Raw genomic sequence first — 21,876 nt, forward strand, 5'->3', positions numbered from 1 at the left:
AGGATAAATTAAAGTTGTATCTCATTTCGGACTCGAGGGGTGGAGCGAAATGATCAGGCGATCGGCGGAAGGCGACGACCAACACGGCCTGGCAGCGGCACTGCGCCGATTTCCGGCGCGCTCGCTGCAGATCAGGGAGTTGTCGATCCGTGACGAGAGCTTCAGGGGAATGTGCGAGGACTTCGCAGCTGCTGAAAGCGCGCTTGCTCACACCGACCAGCTTCCTTTCCATGTTCGTGAGGAACGCCGTGCGGAGTTCAAGAGCCTGGTAGAGAGCCTGGCGGCAGAGATCGAGCAAGCGCTCGGGCTGGCGAAGGGTCTCATCTAAGTTCCGGGTCGGCCCTTGGCCTCGATGTCAGAGCCGAAGCCGGGACAGTGTGTCCAGTTGTTCAGCGCTCGCGGAGCACAAGTAAGATTCGCCGTTCGCAGAGGTCGTCCTGCGCAGGGGCACATTGTTGGGAGTGGAACAATGCATAGTCCGGTATTGGCGCCGTCGGGGCGGCAAATAAGTGGCGTCGCCGTAAGGCTTCGTGATCAGGGCGAAGTAGAATCGCGGCCGCTAAGCAGTTTCCTAGACGGAGAGAGCATTTACTCTTCCGGGGAGACTGCCGGCCAAGCCTATCGGGTCGAATATGGGGCCGTCCGCGTGTACCGTGTGCTTGCGAACGGCCGGCGACAGATTCTTGCATTCTATTTCGGGGGGAGCTGGTTTGGCCTGCAGAACGAGTGCCGGCACCGTTCCACCGCCGAAGCGATCGGCAGCACCGGTGTAAAGAGCATCAATCTCCAGAAAAATCCGCATGTTTGGCAGGGGCTTTTGCCCGCGGTGCTGGAGAATTTCCTATCTTCCCAGGAACACCAACTCGTCATCGGCCGCCAAAGTGCAGTCGAAAGGGTCGCCGCCTTCTTGCTCGAGATGTCGCAGCGTTCCGGTCCTTCGCATCGATTCGAATTGTTCATGCCGCGTGTCGACATCGCCGATTACCTCGGGTTGACGATCGAGACCGTTTCGCGTTCGCTTACAAAACTGAAGAACAAGGGCATTATTAAACTACACGGTGCCCGCGGCATCGAGATCGTGGAATATGGCATGCTTGAGCGCTTGTGCCTTTAGGTCCTGACGACTGCATGTGCCCTTAAATCGTACGCCATTTGAGGACACATGCAGCAATCCAAAGTGCTACAGCGTCTTTTGTGCGTCGGATAAGGCGCACGGCGCTGTAGGATTGTGCGCTACCGGCTGGTCTGGCGCAGGATCAGGTCGGGGCGGATCGTCACCCGGCCCGGCCGGTCGAGCTTGCCGTCGAGCACATCCAGGATCAGCTCAGCCGTCTTGGCGCCGATCTCGCTGGCAAAGGCGTTGATCGTGGTGAGGCTCGGCACGGAGATTGCGCCGATCTCGTAGTCACCGAATCCGCCGATTGCGATCTTGTCAGGCACGGCGATGCCGCGACGCTGGCATTCGGTGAGCGCCCCGAAGGCGGAAAGATCGGAGACGCAGATTACCGCCTCGGTATCCGGAAAGCGCTCGAGCAATTGCCCCATGGCGTTCGCGCCTTCGCGCATGGAGATCGGCGGCGGGCCGGCGGCAATCAGGCGCGGCGCCTCGAGCCCGTGATCCTTCATGGCAGCGATGAAGCCTGCGCGGCGATCGGTGCCACGCGTGTCTCGGTCGGCGTCGCCGCCGATGAAGGCGATCTTCCGATAGCCGACGCTGACGAAATGATCGACCATTTCGCGGACGGCAAGCGCGTTTGAGAAGCCGACGACATGGCCGATCGGTTCCTCGGGCAGGTCCCAGGTCTCGATCACCGGGATGCCGGCATTGGAGAGAAGCTTGCGGGCCCGCGGCGTATGCTTTCCGCCGGTCACCACGATCGCTTCGGGCTTGCGCCGCAGCAGCTGCTCGATCAGCCGCTCTTCCTCACTGACGTCGTAATTGGTGTAGCCGAGCAGGATCTGCAGGCCTCTTTCCGAGACCCCGTCGGAAAGCGCCCGCACCGTGTCGGCGAAGTTGGCGTTGTTGATCGACGGGATCGTCACCGCGATGAAATCGGTGCGCTGCGAACGCAGATTGGAAGCCGTGCTGTCGAACACATAGCCGAGCTCCTCCGCGGCGCGCAGCACCGCCTCGCGGGTCTCCTGGCTGACGGAACTGTCACGCTTGAAGGCGCGCGAAACGGTCATCGGCGAAACACCGGTTCGCCGGGCCACGTCGGCCATCGTCGGGGGCTTGCGGATATTGTGCATCGACATCCATGTTATCGTTACCAATCCAACTACACCCGGATTTTCGACGGAATGCAAGCCTCTCGTGCACGCCACATTCCGTCCGCATCACGCTCTAGGTTCAGGATCAATCAATTTGGCATTAATTCGCCGGCAGCCGCCAGCTCGACAACGGCGCGTCAGGGGCAACTTTGCGCCGGAAGCGCGCCTTCAATAGACGTTGTCGGTCGGCGCATCATCTGCTGCGGTGCGGCTCATCTGGGTGCGGCGATGCGAATAGGACGTGTTCCGACCGGGGCTCCGGTCGCGCGGTCGATCGTAATGGGATCGATCTCCGTGCCCGTCTCGGCGTCGAAGAAACGAGTCACGTCACCCCCGCCGCGGTGCTTGCGTCCCCAGGCGCCGATCGCAAACAGAACGGGCAAAAAGTCGCGGCCGGCTTCCGTCAGCACATATTCGTCCCGTGGCGGACGATCGGAATAGCGGCGTTTCTCCAACAGCCCCTCGTCGGTCAGTGCCGAAAGCCGCCCCGTTAGCATCGTCGGTGCGATGCCGAGGCTCTTTCTGAAGTCATCGAAGCGGGTCAGCCCGGCATGGGCATCGCGCATGATCAGCATGCTCCATGCATCCCCCACAAGCGCCAGGCTGCGAGCGATCAGACAAGGTTGGTCCGAAAAATTCTTCATGTCGATATCTTTTTAGTAGTGACTTGATACGAATTTGATAGTAACTGATCGCACATCGATCTTCCATGACAAAATGAAAGCGGACACCGATGAAGACAGAACGCGGCATCGTCCTGGTTACAGGTGCTTCCTCCGGCATCGGGCTGGCGACGGCACAGGCGCTGCGGCGCGATGGCTACCATGTCTTCGGGACCAGCCGAAAGCCGATGCCCGGTACCTCCGACGGCATTACGATGCTGGTTTGCGACGTGACCGACGATGCATCCGTAGAGCGGGTCGTCGACGAGGTTCTGAACCGCGCTGGGCGGATCGATCTTCTCGTCAACAATGCCGGGATTGGGCTACTTGGCGGTGCCGAGGAATCCACGACGACACAGGCGAAGGCCGTATTCGACGTGAATGTATTCGGGACCATGCGCATGACGAACGCGGTCTTGCCCCTGATGAGGCGGCAGCGCAGTGGCCGAATCGTCAATCTCAGTTCCATACTCGGCCTGATCCCCGCCCCCTATAACGCAATCTACGCATCGACTAAGCACGCCATCGAAGGCTATACGGAGTCTCTCGACCACGAAGTGCGAACGCAGGGAATCCGCGTCGTGCTGGTCGAGCCCGGCGTGACCCGCACGTCCTTCGAAGAGAACATCACGCGACCGGACCGGCCACTTGCCGTCTATGATAAGGCTCGCGCCGGCGCGGAGAGGCTGATGCGCGAGATCGTCGCGAAGGGCGATGAACCCGAGGTGGTAGCTAGAGCCGTCGTAAAGGCCGCTAATGCGGCATCGCCCAAACGACGCTACACCGCCGGAAAAGCGGCAGGACAGGTCCGCTTCATGCGCCGCTTCCTGCCCGAGTCCTTCGTCGACAAGAGCCTTCGGAAGTTCAACAGACTTCCCGATTGAGCTTCATCGCCGCACCGCTGTGCCGGCGGCCCCGCCGGTGCCGCCCGGAACTATCTCAGAGGCGGTATTCGTTCGCCTGGGTGACGTGGTGGTGGATGCGGCCTTCGAAGAAGCGCGCCAGCACCTCTTCGGTCGCGGCTCTCGCCGCCGCCCGCGCCGGGCTCGCCAGCGCCTTCTCGACCGTTGCGAGATCCGGATAATTGATCGCCAGGATCATCGGGATCTCCGGCGCCCCTTCGTCGCGCGCCTCGGCGAAGGTGACGCGCACGTCGAGCGCACCCGGGAAGGCCTTCCACTTCGGCAGGATGTTTTCCAGCACCGCGGCCCGGAAGGCATCTGTCTCGCCCTCCTTCACCTTTCCCTCGAACAGCGCGTAGCGGGTGATCATTCGACAGTCTCCTTGTTGGGTCCCCTGAAATATTCCATCAGCGCAGCCTGGTCCTCGCCGCCGAGGCCGGCCGCCGTCAGCATCCGGTGCACTTCCGCGCAGGTTGCGGTGAGCGGCATGGCCGTGTTGGTGCGGCGGGCGAGGTCCTGCGCGCCGTTCAGATCCTTGACCATGTTGTCGATCCGGCCGGTGCGCCGGTAATCCCTGGCGACGAAGCGCGGCATGTATTCCTGCAGGATGGCGCTATCGGCCCTCCCGCCCTTCAGCGCCTGCGGGATCTTCGCCGCGTCGACGCCCGCGTCGAGCGCCAGTTGCGTCGCCTCGGCGACGGCGAGGAAATTCAGGCCGCAAAGGACCTGGTTGATCAGCTTGGTGGTCTGACCGGCTCCGGACGGCCCCATATGGGTATAGTTGGAGGCGACGTGCTTCAGCACCTGATGGGCGTCCGCCACGTCCTCCTCCCTGCCGCCGGCCATCAGCGTCAGCTGCCCGACGAGCGCCTTCGGCGCGCCGCCGGAAAGGGGGCTGTCGACCCAGCGCAAGCCGTGTTCGGCGGCTTCCGCCGCCAGCGCCTTGGTGGCTTCGGGATCGATCGAGGACATGTCGATGATGAGGGTTCCGGCTTTGGCGCCCTTGGCGACGCCGGTCTCGCCGAAGACGGCGATATGGACGATCTTCGCCGAGTTGAGGCTGAGGATGACCGTATCGGATGCCGCCGCCGCTTCCGCCGCGCTCGCCGCCGCTCGTGCCCCCTTGTCGACCAGTTCCTGGACTTTGGCCCGGTCGAGGTCGAAGACCGTCAACTGATTGCCGGTTTCGACGAGCCTCGTCCCGATGGCGCCGCCCATGGCTCCGGCACCGATCAACGCAACCCTGTTCGTCATTCTCGCAGTCCTCCCAGTTGGGCAGCGATCGCCTCGACGACCGCCTCGAGCGGCTGGTCGATATCGACGCTGATGGCATTTTCGTCCGGTCCTGGCGGCTCGAGCGCCGCGAACTGGCTGGCAAGCAGCGCCGCTGGCATGAAATGGCCCTGCCGCTCCTTCATCCGCCTCTCGATCACCTCGACCGTTCCGGCGAGATGGATGAAGGTGACCGGCCCGCCGGCTGTATTTTCAATATGTTGCCGGTAGGCGCGCTTCAGCGCCGAACAGCCGATGATCGTGGGGCCCGTTCCGGCGGCAAGCGCCTCGCCGACACGGGTCAGCCATGGCCAGCGGTCCTCGTCCTGAAGCGGGATGCCCTGGCTCATCTTGGCGATGTTTGCCGCCGGATGCAGGTCGTCGCCGTCGAAATAGACGGCGCCGAGGCGCGTGGCGAGTGCGGCGCCGACCGAGGACTTGCCACAGCCGGCGACCCCCATCAGCACCATGCGCTGCGGGATATCAGAGAGATGCGGTGATGCCGCCGTCGACATAGAGCACGTGTCCGTTCACGAAAGAGGAAGCATCCGAGGCGAGGAAGATGCAGGCGCCGACCAGCTCCTCCACCTTGCCCCAGCGGCCAGCGGGCGTACGTTTTTCGAGCCAGGCCGAGAAGTCCGGATCGGCGACCAGGGCGGCGTTGAGCGGCGTATCGAAATAGCCCGGCGCGATCGCATTGCACTGCAGGCCGTATTTCGCCCAGTCGGTCGCCATGCCCTTGGTGAGATTGCCGACCGCGCCCTTGGTGGCGGTGTAGGGGGCGATGCTCGGGCGGGCAAGGGCAGTCTGGACGCTGGCGATGTTGATGATCTTGCCGGCGCCTCGCTTGATCATGTGCCGCGCCACCGCCTGGCCGACATTAAAAACCGTTGAAATATTGGTCCTGAGCAGCTTCTCGAAGGCGTCGGCGGGGAATTCCTCGAGCGGCGTGCGGTGCTGCATGCCGGCGTTGTTGACGAGGACGTCGATCGGCCCGACCTCGGCCTCGAAACCGTCGACGGCACTTCGCGCGGCTCCGTGGTCGGTGGCGTCGAAGGCGAGTTTTTTAGCGCCGGCAATGCAGGCGGTGGCTTCGGCGAGCTTTGTCTCATCCCGCCCGTTGAGGACGACTTCTGCCCCCGCAGCGGCGAGGCCGCGGGCCAGCGCAAAGCCGATGCCCTGCGAAGAGCCGGTGACAAGCGCCCGCCGGCCTTTCAGATCGAACAGTTCAAGGGCCATTTTTCCTCCCGCATTTCGTCTCGACAACTCGAATTCATCTGTTTATGTTATCGATAACATTCAATGTCAAGGGACGGAGTTTCTGAATTGAACAAGCCGCATATTCTCCAGGTCGGCCCCTATCCGGAGTGGGACGAGGTGCCGCTGAACGACGCCTTCACCGTGCACCGCTATTTCGATGCCGTCGACAAGACGCGCTTCCTGGCCGAGGTCGGGCCGAGCGTGAAGGCGATCGCCACCCGTGGCGAACTCGGCGCAACCCGTGCGATGATCGAGGCCTGCCCGGGGCTCGAAGTGATATCCGTCTATGGCGTCGGCTTCGATGCGGTCGACCTTGCCGCCTGCCGCGAGCGCGGTGTGCGCGTCACCAACACGCCCGACGTGCTCACCAACGACGTCGCCGATCTCGGCGTCGCGATGATGCTCTGCCTGTCGCGCGGAATGATCGGCGCGGAAAGCTGGGTGAAGGACGGCAGCTGGGCGACACAGGGCCTCTATCCGCTGAAGCGTCGCGTCTGGGGCCGGCGCGCCGGCGTGCTCGGCCTCGGCCGGATCGGTTACGAGGTCGCCAAGCGCCTCAAGGGCTTCGACATGGACATTGCCTATTCCGACGTCGAGGCGAAGTCCTACGCATCCGAATGGGAATTTGTCGCCGACCCGGTGGCGCTTGCCGCCCGCTCGGACTTCCTGTTCGTGACGCTCGCCGCCTCGGCCGCGACCCGCCATATCGTCGGCCGAGAGGTAATCGCCGCGCTCGGCCCCGAGGGCATGCTGGTCAATATTTCCCGCGCCTCCAACATCGACGAGGAGGCGCTTGTGGAAGCGCTGGAAAACCGCACGCTCGGTTCGGCGGCGCTCGATGTCTTCGAAGGCGAGCCGGCGCTGAACCCCCGTTTTCTAACCCTCGACAACGTCCTGCTTCAGCCGCACCATGCCTCCGGTACGATCGAGACGCGGAAGGCCATGGGTAAGCTGGTGCGCGACAATCTCGCCGCACATTTCGCCGGCCAGCCGCTGCTGACGCCTGTATTGTAAGGAGCCTCCGATGAAAGCGATCGTCGTTCGCGGCGCAAAGGACCTGCGCATCGAGGAGCGGGCCGTCGAGGCGCCCGGCGCGGGCGAAGTCCAGCTTCGCCTTGCCGTCGGCGGCGTCTGCGGCAGCGACCTGCATTATTACAATCATGGCGGTTTCGGCACCGTGCGGCTGCGCGAGCCGATGATCCTCGGCCACGAGGTCTCGGCTTATGTGGAAGCGCTGGGACCTGGCGTCGACGGTCTGAAGACAGGCCAGCTCGTCGCCGTATCGCCGTCGCGGCCCTGCCGGACCTGCCGCTATTGCCAGGAGGGGCTTCACAACCAGTGCCTCAACATGCGCTTCTACGGCAGCGCCATGCCGTTCCCGCATATCCAGGGCGCCTTCCGCGAGGTGCTTGTCGCCGATGCAATCCAATGCGTGCCAGCCGAGGGTCTGACGCCGGGCGAGGCGGCGCTCGCCGAACCGTTGGCGGTGGCGCTGCATGCGACGCGGCGGGTCGGAGAAGTGCTCGGCAAGCGGGTTCTCGTCACCGGCTGCGGACCGATCGGGGTGCTTGCGATCCTCGCGGCGCGCCGCGCCGGCGCGGCCGAGATCGTCGCCACCGACCTGTCCGACTTCACCCTGGCGCTCGCGAAGAAAGCCGGCGCCGATCGGGTCATCAACATGAAGAGCGAGCCGGATGCGCTCGCTCCCTACGGCGCTGACAAGGGCCGTTTCGATGTCCTTTATGAGTGCTCCGGTGCAGCACCAGCGCTTGCCGCCGGCATCGCCGCGCTTCGCCCGCGCGGCATCATCATCCAGCTCGGGCTCGGCGGCGACATGAGCCTGCCGATGATGGCGATCACCGCCAAGGAGCTCGATCTGCGCGGCTCCTTCCGCTTCCACGAGGAGTTCGCGACCGGCGTCGGGCTGATGCAGAAGGGACTGATCGACGTCAAGCCGCTGATCACCCACACGGTGCCGCTTGCGGACGCAGTCAGCGCCTTCGAACTGGCGAGCGACCGCAGCCAGGCGATGAAGGCGCAGATCGCCTTTTCCTGACGGACGCTTGCCGTCGCCGCGACGGCGAGGCAATCTGCGGGCAACCGGAAGATGCGCCGCCGCCAGATGTCGTGGCACACGATCATAGGGAATGGAGCTTGGCTGATTCCCTCCGCCCTCATACCTGTGCTTGTCACAGGGATCCAGCAGCGCCGCGTCTGCGGCGCGGCTGACTCTTTCAGCCAAGGACTTGGCTGGCTGGCACCTGTGACAAGCACAGGAATGAGGATTGAAGTGAAGCGCCGTACGCTGGCCGACCCAGGTGCTATAGCACTCTGTATCGATGCAACACTCGGCTGCGAGGAAACCGCAGGCGAAAATCGGGAGGAAAATCGGAATGTCGTTCTTCGAGGCGGTCGACCCCAGCTTCAAGTCCTTTGTCATGGGCAATGCCCCTCTCAAGCAGATCGCGACAGGCTTCGACTGGGTCGAAGGGCCGGTCTGGTTCGGCGACGCCGGCTGCCTGCTCTTCTCCGACATCCCCAATAACCGCATCCTCCGCTTTTTGCCGGGGGTCGGCATCTCGACGTTCCGCAGCCCCTCGAACTATGCCAACGGCCATACGCGCGACCGCGAGGGGCGGCTCGTCAGCTGCGAGCACGGCACGCGGCGCGTGACGCGGACGGAGCTCGACGGATCGATCACGGTCATTGCCGACAGCTACCAGGGCAAGCGGTTGAATTCGCCCAATGATGTCGTGGTGACGTCGGACGGTTCGATCTGGTTCACCGATCCGCATTACGGGATCATGACCGACTACGAGGGCTTCCGCGCCGAGCAGGAACTGCCTTGCCAGGTTTACCGGGTTCGCCCATCCGGTTCGATCGAGGCGGTCCTGACGGATTTCAACTGCCCGAACGGCCTCGCCTTCAGCCCGGACGAGACCCGGCTCTACGTCGCCGACACGGGCCGCATGTTCTCCTCGGACCCGCAGCATATCCGCGCCTTCGACGTCGGCGCCGATGGCGCGCTTTCGGGCGGCGAGGTGTTCCACGCGATCACGCCCGGCGCCGCAGACGGGATTCGCGTCGACAGCGACGGGAACCTCTGGTCCTCGGCCGGCGACGGCGTGCATTGCATCGCCCCGGACGGACATCTGATGGGCAAGATCCTCGTGCCGGAACGGGTCTCGAACATCTGCTTCGGCGGCCGCGCCAAGCATCAGCTGTTCATCACGGCGACGACCAGCGTCTATACGATCGCGCTCAACCGCAAAGGCGTGCAGCATCCCTGATACGGGACGCTGCCCGCGCCCGTCAGGTCGAACTCCCCGCCGTCCAGCGGTGCCATTCGGCCTCGCTGCCGTGGAAAACATTGAGGTCGATGCGGCCGTCGACGCCGTGCGACAGGCCGGAGCCGGAATATTGCCAGAACAGCCACTTGCGGCCCGGATAGACCTTCGACGGATGGGCGGCGACAGAGCGCAGCCAGAAGGGATGGTTGGGGAACGCGTTCCTCAGATTGTCGCGATAGAAATCCGGCGCGGTGTAGATGACCGGGCGCTGGCCGTAATGCCGCTCCAACTTGTCCATGAAGACCTGCATCTTCTCCCGCACCCGCTCGGGTGAAAGGCGCCGCTTGCAGCTCGATTCGCCGTTGTATTCGACGTCGATGACCGGCGGCAGGGCATTGGCCTCGCGCGGCACGTTGCGGATGAACCAGTCGGCCTGTTCGCCGGCCGTCCTGCACCAGTAGAAGAAATGGTAGGCGCCGCGCTTGATCCCGGCTTGCTCGGCCCGGCGCCAGTTTTTCTTGAACATCGGGTCGAGATGGTCGCCGCCGTCGGTCGCCTTGATATAGGCGAAGTTCGCGCCTTGAGTCCGGAGCTTCTCCCAGTCGATATTCCCCTGCCAGCGCGACACGTCGACGCCGTGCACGGCCATCTTCCTCGGCGACCGCTTGCCAAAATTGATCGGCTTGGCGTCGCGGAAACGATGGCTGTAGACGCGCGACCGGGTGCGCGGCGCCTCCTCCATGGCGGGATTGTCGGGAACGACCATTGCGATTGGCCGCTCCATCGGAACGGGCATGCCGGCTTCGCTCTCCATCGTCGTGAAGGCTTCCGGCTGCGGCACCTGGCCGGCCCAGGCGAGCTCTTCCGGCGGCTCGCTTGCCGCTTCGGCCAGGCCGACATCGCCGGACGGAACCGGGCCGGGCACCGAAACCACAGGCGCGGCAGGCGGAGCGACCGAACTCGTCACTTCCCGCGACGGCCGTGGCGACAAGACCGTTTCCGGACCGGAACTGGAAGCGCAGCCCGAAAGAACAAGGCAGGTGAGGACGATTGCTGGCGCAGCCGACAAATGCATTGGAGACCCGTACGCAGAACATTGTCGACGGCGGGAGCATGGTGCCGTCGCGACTGATCGGAAGTGCTAACGGGAAATTACCAACAAAGATTGAATCCGAACTTAACGGGGCGGTTCAAAGCGCGCCTCTATATTCGGCAGTGAACATCCAACGCTCGATACATGACGTTCACTCCCGCTTCGGGTGGAGAGCCGAAATTCATTGGGATGGCACTGAATGACCGCTGAATGCCACAATGCGGAAGTCGGCGCGGGCACGATCGTGACAACGCAGAGACGGTGACCCGCGGCCGTTCAGGGTAGCATGCAACAAACGGCGAAAATCGCGATCACCTTTGCGATAGACAACATCGCCCGATCTTATTCGCTGCTCCGCGTGCGTGTTGGTCACTGGGTGCGGGTAAATCTTGCACCTCGTCCCGATCAGCAACTCGTTCAACCATGTTGAGGAACGCGATCCCCACCCTCTCGTCGCCGATTCGATGAAAGGACCTGTTGAGTGTAATGCCCATTGGGCTAGTGACAAACTGGGCCAACGCTCGGCCCGGCTGGCGATCTGGGGTGCTCCTGTCATCTTCTGCGAGAGCTACTTCGAAGAAGTATGACAGCGGGGCATCGAGAGCATGGGCAATTGCCTGAAGTCGACCTGCGCCGATCTTGCTGCGGCCGTTTTCGTATTTCTGTATCTGTTGATATGTCACGCTAACGGCCATCGCGAGCGCGCTCTGTGTCATGCCCGTCAAGAGACGCCGCGCTCGGATTCTTCGGCCAACTTGAAGATCAATCGGGTCTGGTTTTCTGTTCTCCAGTGGACGGATGAGCAATCAGTTCTCCCTGCAAGGTGAATTGGATGCGCTGCGCACGTCGCCTCAACGAAGCTGGCTTCAGCTCGCCGGGAAACGGAGTTAGGAGTGTAGCCACTCAACGGCGGTCTCTCTTAGAGCAAAAGAATTGGTGGCGCGTCAGACCTTTGACCGCCTCAGCATGCTGCCGGCACCAGACTAAAATCCCTTTGAGGTCAGGTAGGGCAGGGGGAGTTGTGCGATGCTGCGTGGCAGTTGCTCGGTCGGGGCTGCTGCAACGGAAGGACTGGTCGTCCGCCCTACTGAAGGCAGGCAGGCGAGGGCGGCAGTGCACGTGGAGCAGATCCAGGTCAACAAGCGCCTTGCATCCGGCGCCAACAGGAGGAGTGCTCGCGACACGAAGCAGAGAGCGGAGGCGAGAATTGCGGTCGATACTGGCGACGGCTGTACTTGGACTGATCGCGATCTTGGGCGGCTGGGCGCACGATGAAGCCGCCCGTGCTGCTGATCAGCGGGCGCTTTGCTTGTGTGAATACTCGAGGACCGAGCAGAAACGAAACCTGACGATCGCCATTCGGCGCCAACGGCGGAGGCTGCGGTTCCTCGCAGCTCTCGCTTTTCCGTAATTCTTCTGGTGGTAGACATCGCAGCGGCGGAGTGGGCTTCGCCTTGGCGGTTACCGTCGCTTCAGGTCACCTGCAGATTAATTAAGCCAAGAATAATCCGATCATAGTCGCCGCGAAAATAGCGATCACCGCAGTAAGCGCGATTGACAACATGGTCCGCTGGTCAGAACTCATTCCAGTTGCTCCGTGGTCGATGATAGCAAAAGAGCAGTGCGAATCAGTTCGCTGTCATTGCTCCTCTGGCAAAGGGATGATGACTTTTGACTTGCTCTTTGTCGACTTTTCGCCGGGCACATGCGACATGGTCTTCGTTCTGCTCTGCAATTCGTCATCTTTGACCGTGGTCTTGGTCTGCGACTTGCTAAATGTGCCTTGGTCCATGGCTTGTGCCTTTGCCTTTCCTTGCAATTGGTTTGGGTTCTCCTTTACCGTCGTCCGGCTTTTCGCCTTTCCGTCCGCCGAAGCGGCGCTTCCACCTACGCCGATGGATGAGGTGGTGCCGTTATCGGTATTGCATGTGCCGGCCGTGCCGACCGTACTTGCCGAAGTTCCGCCGGCTGCAGCGCTCCCGCCAGATCCTACGGTCGCAGCCGTGTTGCATTCTTGAGCATGGACCGGCATTGCTGCGGTGACCCCAACAACGACGTAAATTCTAAACAGAGTTCTCCCAAGCATGGCAGCGCCTCTCACTTCTTCGGCTTGATGATTGCGCAGGTCCCGTCCGACCTGCGCGTTACGGTCGTCCCATCCGGGCGAGTAACGCTTGTAGTGGCATAGCTCTCTCCAGTGGACGATCCTGCTGTCACCGACGACCCGGCGCTGCTGGCTGATCCACCACTTGCCGTGCTTCCGCCGACCGTCGTGGATGAAGATACGCTGCCCGATCCGGCAGTAACCGAAGTCGAAACGCCACCGTCTGATGATTTCTGCTCGATAACCGTGCAGGTCGAACCATCGTCCAGCTTGATTTCTTCCGCCATCACGGCACCTGGTGCGATGATGGCCATTACGCCCATTGCTGCGAGTAGGTTGATTGCTGATGAACCGGAGGTCATTGGCCTCCTCCTGTCACAAAAGGCGCTGGCTCGGAAAACTATCCAAGCCAGCAGATTTAAAGTTAGCAGGACGGCCGCTTACCCTTCGAACCATCCTTCTTGGCGAGACCGGGAGGACAATCCTTGTTGCTCTCATTGTCCTGGGCGGAATCCCTGGCACTGTTGTCGTCGCCCGTTACGTTACCTGTCGTTTCGCCCGAGGTTGAGCCACCGGTACCCGTCGTCGAATTCGCACCGCCCGTTCCGGCGGCGGAACCGCCAGTTCCGACCGAGCTGCTGGTGGACCCGCCACCTGCCGAGGAACCGCCAGTACCAAGCGTGGAAGCCGAGCCGGCGTTACCTGAACCTGCCGCGGATCCGGCCGTACCGACAGAACTGCTTGATGTGCCGCCACCCGCCGAAGAACCACCCGTCCCGAGCGTTGATGCGGAGCCGGATTGGCAATTGGTGGTGTTCGGGTCGCAATTGCCGCCCGCAGAGCTGCCGCCCGTTCCGACGGTGCTGCTCGAGGTGCCACCGCCCGCGCTGGTGCCGCCCGTTCCGACCGTACTACTCGACTGTGCGTAGGCGCCCAGAGTGGTGCCTGCAAGAAGGCCCGCTGCGAGGGCTGCCCTTATGAAATACCGCATTCGGAGTTCCTTTCCTCACGTTGAGAGACTTGAGGCTGCAACCTGCCCTTCAAACTCGAACGATCACAACCTGTTCCGGCATAGGACTTCGGACCCTGCAGGCACCCCGCCAGAGGTCCGGTCGCCCATCAGTCTTTGGTCTGAAGGAGTGATGGGGAAGCGTGCTGTATTAGCGGCGCGATCGCCCGCAGACGGTCTCGCGGCCCCGGTCGGGATCTTGATCTTTCCGTTCATCCCGGTGGGATAGAAGCCGCCCTTGGAACCTCGCCCGCCCCGCCAGCCGACCCAGACGTATTGGCACGAGCGAACACGGCGCCGAGTGGTTTCGGGTCTCACGCATGGATATGACGATTTCGTCGAGCTTGGCGTAGATGGCGAAGTGTCGCGATAGCCTTGAATCAAGACGACGCTCGTGGTCACGATTGCCACGACCGACAGCGCATAGGTGATGACGTTGGTGAGGCCGAACGGCACCAGCTCGGTGCTCGCAAATCATCGCCGCGATCACGAAATGGAAGCCGGAGGGCGAGAAAGAAAATCAGCGATGCGAAAAAGTACCTGATTCACTCACAGTTCTCCGTATGTTGGTGCTTTGTTAACGCGCCAATGCCCATCTGGTTCGGAGTCCTTCCTTTTGTGGCAGCACCGCCACAATCGTGGCGTATACTTCCAGACATCAGCGGCAAGCGATCAAGAGCGCCGCTTAAAAGCTTGAAGAAGGGACGTTGCGCTTTCGCCTCAGTTGAGGGAGTCGCGTCATGTATCCTGCCAGCCAAGTCACTTATGAATCTCCTCTCGGACCGGACGACCTCTGTCTGCTGCAGAGAGTTTTCGACTGCGAATTGGAGCTTCGAAAGCTCCGGGCCGACAGCGAAGAAGCGGAAATACTCGCGCATAGGCTGATCGACCTGTTCCAGTCGGGCATAAGGAGGGAGGAAGCCCTGCGAGACGTGCTCACAAATAGGTAATTGGTAAACTGCCGATCGGCGGGGGCATGGTTCGAGCGGCGTTGTCCCTTACGGACTTCCGGCAGCGCCTTTTTCGGTCAGCAATCGCAAGACTTCAATTTGAATGCTTGCGCAAATCTCCCTGTTTCTGCCACCAGCTCCGGCTGCTTCGGCGTTTGCCTGCTCAGTTGCACCGACGATGGAGACCGAGGTCGAGCTTGTTGAGCAGGTCGTCTCCGACTGGTGCGAAGTGCACCAGGTCGACCCGAAAAGCCACACGGCGGTGATGGAGGGCTTGAGGGTCCTGTACCTGATGCGAGAGTTCGATATGAAGAACAGAAGGCAGCTTCTGAAAGCGCTACTCGACAGCGACGAAGGGCTTAGTCCCGAAGCCTAGTATGTATCTAAGGCTTAATCGACAAGCCTGCCGCGCCTGTTAAGATGAACCCACAGCAAAAATCACTTCCCGTCTCGACTGATGAGCTCGCTGGTCCCCCGTAAACGATCGGGCTCATCTTTTCTCCAGGAAATTTCGAGGGGGCGATCCGATTGGGGGCGTTTGCGTGTGAATGCACGAATGGCAAGAGCGTTCTCGAGGAAACCGCCTGACCCACCTACGCCCGGCTCCGTGCCGGGACGCGTCGATCCATACCTGGCGACGCTTGTCGACAGACCACCTTCCGGGGCCGGACTGGACCTTTGAGGTGAAGTGGGACGGGTACAGGCTAGCCGTTCAGTCCGGCCAGGTACGGATCATGACGCGGGGCGGCTATGACTGGACCGATCGCTTCCCGGCTATCGCAGCCGAGGCGCGGCTTCTTGGGCTGAAGACCGCAATCCTCGACGGCGAGGCGGTCGTGCTCGACGAGCACGGCCGCTCTGACTTCGGCATGCTGCAGCAGTCCTGGGCTCGCACGCGAGCGCGGCCTCGAGGGGTCGTCCCAACCGCCGTGACAAGCCCTATCACTCCGGTCGTCGGCCCGACTGGCAGAAGATCACGGGCGTGCGCAGCGACAGCTCGTGATCGTTGGGTTCGAGCCGTCTACCGTACCTGGCGCGATCGGGCGGCCGCTGATGGCGGCAAGGAGGAGGGGTGGGCTTGTCTATGTCGGCGGCTGCGCAACCGGCTGGACATGCGCGGAGTCGGCCAAGCTGCGCGAATTGCTCGAGGCAATCCGGACGGATTCGCCGGCGGTGAACCTGAAGAAGAAGAGGGCCGTCTTTGTCGAGCCTGTGCTGGTCGCCAACAGCGTTCATTGCGGCCGTCGCAAAACCGTCTATTCTGCGACGTTGCAAAAGTCAGGCAAACAAGGGTCGCTGCAATCGGGAACTTCGCGACCAAAGAGAACCACAGTATGGAAACGATTATCGAGATTGGGACCATAAAAGATATCGAGTCGTGGGCGGAGCTTCGCGTTGCGCTGTGGCCGCATCACTCGCTCGAAGATCATCGAGCTGAGTTGAGCCGGGCGTTTCTTTCAGAAAGTGGAGAAGCCGTCGCGTTCATCGCTCGAAATGCTGAGAATGAAGCTGTCGGGTTTGCCGAGGCCACTTTGCGACATGATTATGTGAATGGATGCAGCAGCTCGCCCGTTCTATTCCTCGAAGGAATTTATGTTCGGCCCGTTGACAGGCGAAAGGGTATCGCACGATTGCTTTGCAATGCCGTTGCCGATTGGGGAAAGCCGTTTGGGTGTGTCGAGTTTGGCTCTGACGCGCTGCTTGAGAATTCAGCCAGCCATGCGCTCCATGCCGCTTTAGGATTTGAGGAGACAGAGCGCGTCGTGTTCTTCCGAAAGCCACTTTAGGCCGGTGTTGCCCTTCCACAAGGATGGTTCGCCGCACAGATCCTAAATTTCGCGACAAAATCGCGGAGCTGATTTTTCAGTAAAATTCTGTCGCAAGAATACCCTTGCAAACGTTGGAATCTCGCGACGGACTTTTGCGACAGGTTCGATGACCGGAACGTGCCGACTGCCTCCATGTCCCTGAACCGCCATCATAAACTCACGGTTGACTGAGAGGTCACCTAAGCTCCTAATTTCAGCTATGGGCTCCAAAGCTCGCTCGCCTCTGGGGAACACGTAGTCTCTCATCTGCTGCTGACGCAACCGTCCGCATTCACAGCCGCTTGGCCATCCAAAGGTGCGGCTGGCCCTCGTCCTCGTAATCGACATCGCTAATCTGCGTATAGCCCTGCTTGGCGTATAGATCGTGCGCGTATTCCTGGGCATGCAACTTCACCAGTTTAGCGCCGGCCTCGCGCGCGGCCTCGTCGCTCGCGGCAATGATCACACTCGCCAAACCCCGGCGGCGAAACGCCGGCATCACGGCTACGCGGCCCAGCAGGTACGTCTCCCCTGCCGTCACGCCCTCATCGAACGTGCATGGGGGCGACTGAGGGCTCTCGGGCGCGAGTGCGCGCTGAACTAGCTCGGGAAACAGGCGTGAGCACCCGGCCAGCTCGCCATGGATATAAAGCGTCACGTGCACGCAGGAAGGGTGGTCGTCGATGCCGTCGAACTCATTCTCATAGCCCTGCTCTTCTATGAAGACAGTGCGCCGCACCGCAAAGGCGTCGTCACGCGCGTTGGTCTTGATCTGCGGAGACATGGAGGCCCTTCATCCGTCGGTTCGCTTGCGCGCCATCATATCGGCAGGCAAACCATGTCACCCATATTTCCTGATTGTATCGTTTCGGCGCGCCCTAGTCAGTTCGTGGTTCGTCCGCTGTTGGCGCATCTGGGCCGCTGAACGCGACACCTGGAAGATGCCTAGGGCTCGTCCTCGTCCCCTGGCGTAAGGGTCGATTTTACGTGTTGCCTTTGGATGTCCTACAGTCTGTGATGCCGAACGAGCTCGTTCGGCCGCATAAGGTCTTGGTCGCTTCAACGACATTCCTATGGCATTGTGTATAGGCTATGGTTCCCGGCATGGTGGAGCCGCTGTATGCCTTCGGTGACTTCGTGCTTGATCCCGGCCGCTCTCTGCTGCAGCGGAACGGCAAGGCCGTCGTTGTTGGTCACCGCGGCCTTGCGCTCCTTCAGGCGCTGCTGGAGGCCCGAGGAAAGGTCCTGTCGAAGGCCGACCTGATAGAGCGATGCTGGCCGAATACGGTCGTCGAAGAAAGCAATCTTACCGTTCAGATCGCGGCCTTGCGCAAGGTGCTCGGCACGGCTCCTGATGGCCGGGAATGGATCGCGACCATACCGCGCACTGGCTATCGCTTTGCGATCGCATCCGCGGGCGAAGGAGGCATGGCAGTGATGCCGGTAAGGCCAACACTCGCGGTTCTACCCTTCACCAATCTCGAGGGTAGTCCTGACCAGGGTTACTTCGCAGACGGCGTGGTGAACGACCTCATTACGGCGTTGAGCCGCTTCAAGAGCTTCGCAGTGGTCGCCCGACATTGCTCGTTCCGATACAATGGAAGTCTCCCGGACGTGCGCTTGGTCGCGAAAGAACTCGGGGTGGGCTATTTGCTCGAAGGCAGCGTAAGACGGTCGGGAGATCGATTGAGGATTGCGACGCAACTCGTCGACGGCGGCAGTGGGATACACCTCTGGGCGCAGAGTTTCGACGGCCTGGTCGGCGACCTTTTTGATTTCCAGGACCGGATCACCGAAAGCGTCGCGACGTTGATCGAACCGCATATCCAGACGGCAGAGATCGAGCGGTCGCGTCTGGCTCGGTCGGGAAGCATCGCGACCTACGACATCTATCTGCGAGCTCTGGCAAAGATCTCGACAGAGTGCGAAACCGACAACGCCGAGGCGTACGCGCTCCTCATGAAAGGCCTGGAGGCGGAGCCTGACAATGCCCTTTTGCTCGCGCATGCGGCCTGGGCCCTCGAACATCGTCACACGATGGGCTGGGCACCGCTCGGCAGGGACGACGTGGGAGATTGTGCGGCGCTCGCCCGCCGCGGCCTCGAACATGCAGCGGGAGACGCGATGGTGATGGCGCATTGCGGTGTCGCGTTGCTCCAGACAGCAAAGGACTACGACTGGGCTGTGGCGGTTCTGCAATCTGCGGCAGAAGCCAACCCAAACAATCTGATGGTCCTGGTCAGGGCCGGCCTTGCGCATCTCCATTGTGGGAGCCTTGATGAGGCGCTCGCCCACTTCCATCGGGCCAACCGTTTGAGTCCCGGCGATCGGGGCGCCCATTTTTCGCTTTGCGGGATCGCGGACGTGCACCTGATCCGCGGCGAATACGCCGAAGCTAAATCCTGGGCTGCTCGCGCACTCGCAAGCAATCCCAACTTTGACCCGACCCTATGGGTGCTGATCGCTGCCAATGCCCATCTCGGCCGCATAGAGGAAGCGCATAGCTATCTGCGTGCGCTCAAGCGCATTACTCCGGCAGTTACAATCGCCCGCATCGAGGCCGGACAGCCTGCCAAGGACCCGACGAGGATGGCTGCCTTGCTCGAAGGGCTGCGGAAGGCGGGCCTCGAGGAAGGCTGACGATTTAGAAGATTTCGGAATTTTTCGAAGGGAGATTTAGGACAGAAAGAGCCTTGTTGATCGAGCCTGCTCTCACACCGCACAGAGGACGGAGCAGATGCTTACCACTTTGACGATCCTTTCCCGAGACCAAGGCAACATCCATATCCCGTCTCGCGACCAGCATCGCGAGCAAGCTGAACCGTTAAATGAAGGCGTCGTGGAACCGGCCAACGGCCGATGGAAGCTTCGGAATATCGCCAGGACTATCGTGAGCCTTCCCAGCCGACTTCTACTCGGCGGCTCCTCACGTGCGTGTCCCTAAAAGTCTCGGCCCAGAACGCGTGACAGGCTTGGCCGAAAATCGTGGCGACAGAGGTCACCTCTCGAGCTCTTCTGATGCTCCTGCGCACCACCGTGCAGTTGGTAGGCGCTCAGGTCATCGGGTGTCGCCGGATCTGGTGATCGCTTGAGAAACCCGGCGACATTCTTGATCGCCCGAATATGGGCTTGCTGGGCTTTGTCGCCCAGTCCACGGATGCGTATGTCTTCGATCATCCGCTCGCGTAGCGGGGAGGTCCTATCCTCCGTCATGCAACCTCCTGTCTGAAGATTGAGAACACCCCAATCGTCAGCCAGGACCGCAAAACCCGCAAACGCACGGCGTTCAGTTCATTGCTGCACCCTCACCACAGGCGCCAGTGCCGCGCGAGCGGCTTCGTCCTTCGCTCGAATTTGGACTTCCGCGTAGCAAGATGGCGGCGCTTCTCTTCGAAGCGCCGCCATTAAGTACTACAGCTCGACCTGCTCAGAGATGGCCATGTGCGCCGCCTTCGTCCGTCTCATCGAGTGCGTGCCGTAGCGCTTCGGATCAAGTCCGATGCTCAACACCCAACTTTCGACGACCCTGCTATATTGCCGCGTCGACAGATGCGGCAGTGCGCAGGCCCAAATCTCGGTAAAGAAACTCACTCCCGAAGGGCCATCGACTTCATTGATTTTCCCGCGGTGACCGAAGACGTCGGCGGTGGCTGGTCAACCAACGCGCTTTGTGTCTGACATCCGTTGCCTTTTCGGAGTATCGTCTTCCAATTGAGGGATCCGCATGCCGGAATCAACCGTCTCAGTTTTCCGGTTCGGCAGCTTTACGCTGGACCTGGCCCAAGGCACGCTGCGGCGGGGCGCCGACCCTGTCTTCCTGCGGCCCAAAGCCTATACGATCCTTGCCCATCTTGCGGAAAATTCAGGACGCTTGGTTCCGAAATCCGAGCTAATGGACGCAGCCTGGCCGGGGATATATGTTACGGAGGATTCGCTGACCCAGTCGATCAGGGAAATCCGCAAGACGCTCGGGGAAAGCATGATCCGGACAGTGTCGAAACGCGGCTACATGCTCGCGGTCGGCACGGAGGAGATGCCGGACCTGTCACGCCAGCCGATCGTCGCCGTACTACGCTTTCGAAATGACAGCGGAAATCCGACGGACGACGCGCTCGTCGATGGTTTTGCGGAGGACATCATATACGGTCTCGCACGCTTCGGTACCTTCACGGTGCTGGCGCGCAATTCGAGTTTTTCCTTTGCTTCCTACGTCGCTCCGGAATGGCAGCAGATCCGCGCGCGCATTGGCGCTGATTATGTGGTCGAGGGCTCGGTCAATCGACATGGCGACCGCATCGCCGCCGCTGTCAGTCTCGCCGATGCGTCCAACGGAACCCAGCTTTGGGGCGAACGCTACGTGACCGAAGGGACCGGCCTCTTTATTGCCGAAAGCGATATCGTCGAAGCGATCGTCGGCCGCTTGGTGGCGCGCGTCGACAATGCCGGGCTGCAGCAGGCCATTCGGAAGCCCGTCACGAGCCTTGCCGCCTATGAACTGGTGCTTCGTGGCTTTGCCTTGCTGCGCGATCCGGCTCAGAGCGATTTCCAGGGGGCGGAAACCCTTTTCCTCGCAGCCTTGGAAAAGGACCCGAATTACGGCCTCGGCCTTGCCTACCTGGCGCTGTCGCGGATCGTCATCGCCGAGTTCGGGCGCGCCAGCCCGGTAGTGCTGGCAGAGGCGCATGATCTCGTCGAGCGCGCCGTGGCGCTCGCGCCGGATCAGTCCCCCTGCCGACGCGTGCAATCCCTGGTGAGACTCTACATGCGGGAACACGAGGCGGCGGAGCGCCACCTCAGGATCGGCTTGACGCTCAATCCGTACGACGCCGACTCGATCGAGCAGATGGGCTATGTGCTGACAATGCGAGGACGTCACGTCGACGCGCTTGGTTGGCTCGACCGGGCGATCCGAATCGATCCGCTGCAGCCGCACTGGTGCCAGTACGACCGCTCGCTCGCGCTCTATCTGATCGGCGAGTATCGGGCGGCAGCGGAGGCGCTCGAAATGGCGACGCGGCCGGCGCCGTGGATATCGACGCGGCTGGCCGCCTGCTATGCCCAGCTCGGCCGGATCGAGGACGCAAGGCGTCAGCTTGCCAGCGCCAGGGAACGCGACCCTTCTTTCTCCCCGCTCGACTACACCAGGAGCGGCATACCCTTCGAGCATCGCGGCGATGCCGAGCATCTGACAGACGGGGTTCTGCTGGCTCTCGGCAGCACCTGAAGCCAGCATAGTCCCGGTAGGTCCGTCGAGC

At 61.7% G+C, this 21,876-nt stretch carries 24 protein-coding genes and 3 pseudogenes; 12 read left to right on the plus strand and 15 right to left on the minus strand.

Annotated elements, in window-relative coordinates:
- The first annotated feature begins 49 nt into the window (after window positions 1-49).
- On the plus strand, window positions 50-328 hold the full coding sequence (locus CO664_RS21665; protein WP_097526901.1) for a hypothetical protein: 279 nt from the start codon (window positions 50-52) through the stop codon (window positions 326-328).
- A gap of 141 nt (window positions 329-469) precedes the next feature.
- Window positions 470-1,114, plus strand: a complete 645-nt coding sequence (locus CO664_RS21670; RefSeq protein ID WP_037421146.1) for a helix-turn-helix domain-containing protein — start codon at window positions 470-472, stop codon at window positions 1,112-1,114.
- A 119-nt stretch (window positions 1,115-1,233) separates the two neighbouring features.
- On the opposite strand, the gene CO664_RS21675 is transcribed toward CO664_RS21670, so the two are convergent.
- Together CO664_RS21675 and CO664_RS21680 are read right to left on the minus strand one after the other, a co-directional pair.
- A complete protein-coding gene (locus CO664_RS21675) occupies window positions 1,234-2,250 on the minus strand; it encodes a LacI family DNA-binding transcriptional regulator (RefSeq protein ID WP_176536644.1) in 1,017 nt (338 codons plus the stop codon).
- Window positions 2,251-2,483: 233 nt separating this feature from the next.
- The gene (locus CO664_RS21680) at window positions 2,484-2,915 is read right to left on the minus strand and encodes a helix-turn-helix domain-containing protein (RefSeq protein ID WP_097539864.1); all 432 of its coding nucleotides are present in this window, start codon (window positions 2,913-2,915) and stop codon (window positions 2,484-2,486) included.
- An 89-nt stretch (window positions 2,916-3,004) separates the two neighbouring features.
- Here CO664_RS21680 and CO664_RS21685 point away from each other — a divergent pair, with 89 nt between their 5' ends.
- A complete protein-coding gene (locus CO664_RS21685) occupies window positions 3,005-3,817 on the plus strand; it encodes an oxidoreductase (RefSeq protein WP_097539865.1) in 813 nt (270 codons plus the stop codon).
- A 55-nt stretch (window positions 3,818-3,872) separates the two neighbouring features.
- On the opposite strand, the gene CO664_RS21690 is transcribed toward CO664_RS21685, so the two are convergent.
- The 4 genes from CO664_RS21690 to CO664_RS21705 are packed head-to-tail and all read right to left on the minus strand — an operon-like array spanning window position 3,873 to window position 6,346.
- Window positions 3,873-4,205: a hypothetical protein gene (locus CO664_RS21690; RefSeq protein ID WP_037421134.1), complete on the minus strand. Its 333-nt coding sequence runs from the start codon at window positions 4,203-4,205 to the stop codon at window positions 3,873-3,875.
- A complete protein-coding gene (locus tag CO664_RS21695) occupies window positions 4,202-5,089 on the minus strand; it encodes an NAD(P)-dependent oxidoreductase (RefSeq protein ID WP_097539866.1) in 888 nt (295 codons plus the stop codon). The genes CO664_RS21690 and CO664_RS21695 overlap by 4 nt, the downstream gene beginning before the upstream one ends.
- Window positions 5,086-5,622, minus strand: coding sequence for a gluconokinase (locus CO664_RS21700; protein ID WP_097539867.1), 537 nt, complete (start codon window positions 5,620-5,622; stop codon window positions 5,086-5,088). The genes CO664_RS21695 and CO664_RS21700 overlap by 4 nt, the downstream gene beginning before the upstream one ends.
- Window positions 5,591-6,346, minus strand: a complete 756-nt coding sequence (locus CO664_RS21705) for an SDR family oxidoreductase (RefSeq protein WP_097539868.1) — start codon at window positions 6,344-6,346, stop codon at window positions 5,591-5,593. Before CO664_RS21705 ends, CO664_RS21700 begins: the two co-directional genes overlap by 32 nt.
- A gap of 87 nt (window positions 6,347-6,433) precedes the next feature.
- Here CO664_RS21705 and CO664_RS21710 point away from each other — a divergent pair, with 87 nt between their 5' ends.
- The 3 genes from CO664_RS21710 (at window position 6,434) to CO664_RS21720 (ending at window position 9,657) form a co-directional block, all read left to right on the plus strand.
- Window positions 6,434-7,381, plus strand: a complete 948-nt coding sequence (locus tag CO664_RS21710; RefSeq protein ID WP_037421123.1) for a 2-hydroxyacid dehydrogenase — start codon at window positions 6,434-6,436, stop codon at window positions 7,379-7,381.
- 10 nt (window positions 7,382-7,391) lie between these two features.
- Window positions 7,392-8,423 (plus strand): L-idonate 5-dehydrogenase, encoded by a 1,032-nt coding sequence (locus CO664_RS21715; protein ID WP_037421120.1) that lies wholly within the window; start codon window positions 7,392-7,394, stop codon window positions 8,421-8,423.
- A gap of 337 nt (window positions 8,424-8,760) precedes the next feature.
- Entirely contained in the window at window positions 8,761-9,657 is an 897-nt protein-coding gene (locus tag CO664_RS21720; protein ID WP_097539869.1) for an SMP-30/gluconolactonase/LRE family protein, read from the plus strand.
- A gap of 22 nt (window positions 9,658-9,679) precedes the next feature.
- Here the strand turns inward: CO664_RS21720 and CO664_RS21725 are convergent, their stop codons facing one another.
- From CO664_RS21725 to CO664_RS31265, 6 genes and pseudogenes are all read right to left on the minus strand, one after another.
- Entirely contained in the window at window positions 9,680-10,732 is a 1,053-nt protein-coding gene (locus CO664_RS21725; RefSeq protein ID WP_037421114.1) for a GH25 family lysozyme, read from the minus strand.
- Window positions 10,733-11,061: 329 nt separating this feature from the next.
- Window positions 11,062-11,556, minus strand: coding sequence for a helix-turn-helix transcriptional regulator (locus CO664_RS21730; protein ID WP_272939097.1), 495 nt, complete (start codon window positions 11,554-11,556; stop codon window positions 11,062-11,064).
- Window positions 11,557-12,389: 833 nt separating this feature from the next.
- Entirely contained in the window at window positions 12,390-12,836 is a 447-nt protein-coding gene (locus tag CO664_RS21740; protein ID WP_097539872.1) for a hypothetical protein, read from the minus strand.
- A gap of 11 nt (window positions 12,837-12,847) precedes the next feature.
- A complete protein-coding gene (locus tag CO664_RS30770) occupies window positions 12,848-13,216 on the minus strand; it encodes a hypothetical protein (protein ID WP_176536639.1) in 369 nt (122 codons plus the stop codon).
- Between the two features lie 62 nt (window positions 13,217-13,278).
- Window positions 13,279-13,845 (minus strand): hypothetical protein, encoded by a 567-nt coding sequence (locus CO664_RS30775; protein ID WP_176536640.1) that lies wholly within the window; start codon window positions 13,843-13,845, stop codon window positions 13,279-13,281.
- A gap of 322 nt (window positions 13,846-14,167) precedes the next feature.
- A pseudogene (locus CO664_RS31265) lies at window positions 14,168-14,412 on the minus strand (hypothetical protein); the annotation flags it as partial.
- A 191-nt stretch (window positions 14,413-14,603) separates the two neighbouring features.
- Between CO664_RS31265 and CO664_RS30985 the strand changes: the two are divergent.
- From CO664_RS30985 to aac(6'), 4 genes and pseudogenes are all read left to right on the plus strand, one after another.
- On the plus strand, window positions 14,604-14,813 hold the full coding sequence (locus CO664_RS30985) for a hypothetical protein (RefSeq protein ID WP_097539873.1): 210 nt from the start codon (window positions 14,604-14,606) through the stop codon (window positions 14,811-14,813).
- A 103-nt stretch (window positions 14,814-14,916) separates the two neighbouring features.
- Entirely contained in the window at window positions 14,917-15,189 is a 273-nt protein-coding gene (locus CO664_RS21765) for a hypothetical protein (protein WP_234820297.1), read from the plus strand.
- A 180-nt stretch (window positions 15,190-15,369) separates the two neighbouring features.
- A pseudogene (locus CO664_RS31270) lies at window positions 15,370-16,037 on the plus strand (ATP-dependent DNA ligase); the annotation flags it as partial.
- Window positions 16,038-16,147: 110 nt separating this feature from the next.
- On the plus strand, window positions 16,148-16,600 hold the full coding sequence (aac(6'), locus tag CO664_RS21775) for an aminoglycoside 6'-N-acetyltransferase (protein WP_097527399.1): 453 nt from the start codon (window positions 16,148-16,150) through the stop codon (window positions 16,598-16,600).
- Window positions 16,601-16,913: 313 nt separating this feature from the next.
- Here the strand turns inward: aac(6') and CO664_RS21780 are convergent, their stop codons facing one another.
- Window positions 16,914-17,405 carry a GNAT family N-acetyltransferase gene (locus CO664_RS21780; RefSeq protein WP_097539875.1) on the minus strand — a complete coding sequence of 164 codons (492 nt, stop codon included), beginning with the start codon at window positions 17,403-17,405 and terminating at the stop codon, window positions 16,914-16,916.
- 320 nt (window positions 17,406-17,725) lie between these two features.
- Between CO664_RS21780 and CO664_RS21785 the strand changes: the two genes are divergently transcribed.
- On the plus strand, window positions 17,726-19,261 hold the full coding sequence (locus tag CO664_RS21785; protein WP_097539924.1) for a winged helix-turn-helix domain-containing protein: 1,536 nt from the start codon (window positions 17,726-17,728) through the stop codon (window positions 19,259-19,261).
- Window positions 19,262-19,561: 300 nt separating this feature from the next.
- On the opposite strand, the gene CO664_RS30285 is transcribed toward CO664_RS21785, so the two are convergent.
- Window positions 19,562-19,834, minus strand: a complete 273-nt coding sequence (locus CO664_RS30285) for a phage integrase N-terminal SAM-like domain-containing protein (protein WP_141471741.1) — start codon at window positions 19,832-19,834, stop codon at window positions 19,562-19,564.
- Window positions 19,835-20,062: 228 nt separating this feature from the next.
- Window positions 20,063-20,182 (minus strand): annotated as a pseudogene (locus CO664_RS31275) (tyrosine recombinase xerD); the annotation flags it as partial.
- A 163-nt stretch (window positions 20,183-20,345) separates the two neighbouring features.
- On the opposite strand from CO664_RS31275, the gene CO664_RS21800 reads away from it, so the two are divergent.
- Complete coding sequence (locus CO664_RS21800) at window positions 20,346-21,845, plus strand: winged helix-turn-helix domain-containing protein (protein WP_097539876.1); 1,500 nt, start codon at window positions 20,346-20,348, stop codon at window positions 21,843-21,845.
- Window positions 21,846-21,876 lie beyond the last annotated feature (31 nt).

Source organism: Sinorhizobium sp. NG07B (assembly GCF_002532005.1).
GTDB lineage: Bacteria > Pseudomonadota > Alphaproteobacteria > Rhizobiales > Rhizobiaceae > Sinorhizobium > Sinorhizobium fredii_C.

Coding starts and splice junctions, on each gene's coding strand:
- CO664_RS21680 (WP_097539864.1), bottom strand. CDS start 2,915: ATGAAGAATTTTTCGGACCAACCTTGTCTGATCGCTCGCAGCCTGGCG.
- CO664_RS21740 (WP_097539872.1), bottom strand. CDS start 12,836: ATGCTTGGGAGAACTCTGTTTAGAATTTACGTCGTTGTTGGGGTCACC.
- CO664_RS30985 (WP_097539873.1), top strand. CDS start 14,604: ATGTATCCTGCCAGCCAAGTCACTTATGAATCTCCTCTCGGACCGGAC.
- CO664_RS30775 (WP_176536640.1), bottom strand. CDS start 13,845: ATGCGGTATTTCATAAGGGCAGCCCTCGCAGCGGGCCTTCTTGCAGGC.
- CO664_RS21665 (WP_097526901.1), top strand. CDS start 50: ATGATCAGGCGATCGGCGGAAGGCGACGACCAACACGGCCTGGCAGCG.
- CO664_RS21780 (WP_097539875.1), bottom strand. CDS start 17,405: ATGTCTCCGCAGATCAAGACCAACGCGCGTGACGACGCCTTTGCGGTG.
- CO664_RS21800 (WP_097539876.1), top strand. CDS start 20,346: ATGCCGGAATCAACCGTCTCAGTTTTCCGGTTCGGCAGCTTTACGCTG.
- CO664_RS21700 (WP_097539867.1), bottom strand. CDS start 5,622: ATGTCGACGGCGGCATCACCGCATCTCTCTGATATCCCGCAGCGCATG.
- CO664_RS21690 (WP_037421134.1), bottom strand. CDS start 4,205: ATGATCACCCGCTACGCGCTGTTCGAGGGAAAGGTGAAGGAGGGCGAG.
- CO664_RS21685 (WP_097539865.1), top strand. CDS start 3,005: ATGAAGACAGAACGCGGCATCGTCCTGGTTACAGGTGCTTCCTCCGGC.
- CO664_RS21785 (WP_097539924.1), top strand. CDS start 17,726: ATGGTGGAGCCGCTGTATGCCTTCGGTGACTTCGTGCTTGATCCCGGC.
- CO664_RS21725 (WP_037421114.1), bottom strand. CDS start 10,732: ATGCATTTGTCGGCTGCGCCAGCAATCGTCCTCACCTGCCTTGTTCTT.
- CO664_RS30285 (WP_141471741.1), bottom strand. CDS start 19,834: ATGACGGAGGATAGGACCTCCCCGCTACGCGAGCGGATGATCGAAGAC.
- CO664_RS21670 (WP_037421146.1), top strand. CDS start 470: ATGCATAGTCCGGTATTGGCGCCGTCGGGGCGGCAAATAAGTGGCGTC.
- CO664_RS21675 (WP_176536644.1), bottom strand. CDS start 2,250: ATGCACAATATCCGCAAGCCCCCGACGATGGCCGACGTGGCCCGGCGA.
- CO664_RS30770 (WP_176536639.1), bottom strand. CDS start 13,216: ATGACCTCCGGTTCATCAGCAATCAACCTACTCGCAGCAATGGGCGTA.
- CO664_RS21765 (WP_234820297.1), top strand. CDS start 14,917: ATGCTTGCGCAAATCTCCCTGTTTCTGCCACCAGCTCCGGCTGCTTCG.
- CO664_RS21705 (WP_097539868.1), bottom strand. CDS start 6,346: ATGGCCCTTGAACTGTTCGATCTGAAAGGCCGGCGGGCGCTTGTCACC.
- CO664_RS21695 (WP_097539866.1), bottom strand. CDS start 5,089: ATGACGAACAGGGTTGCGTTGATCGGTGCCGGAGCCATGGGCGGCGCC.
- CO664_RS21715 (WP_037421120.1), top strand. CDS start 7,392: ATGAAAGCGATCGTCGTTCGCGGCGCAAAGGACCTGCGCATCGAGGAG.
- CO664_RS21720 (WP_097539869.1), top strand. CDS start 8,761: ATGTCGTTCTTCGAGGCGGTCGACCCCAGCTTCAAGTCCTTTGTCATG.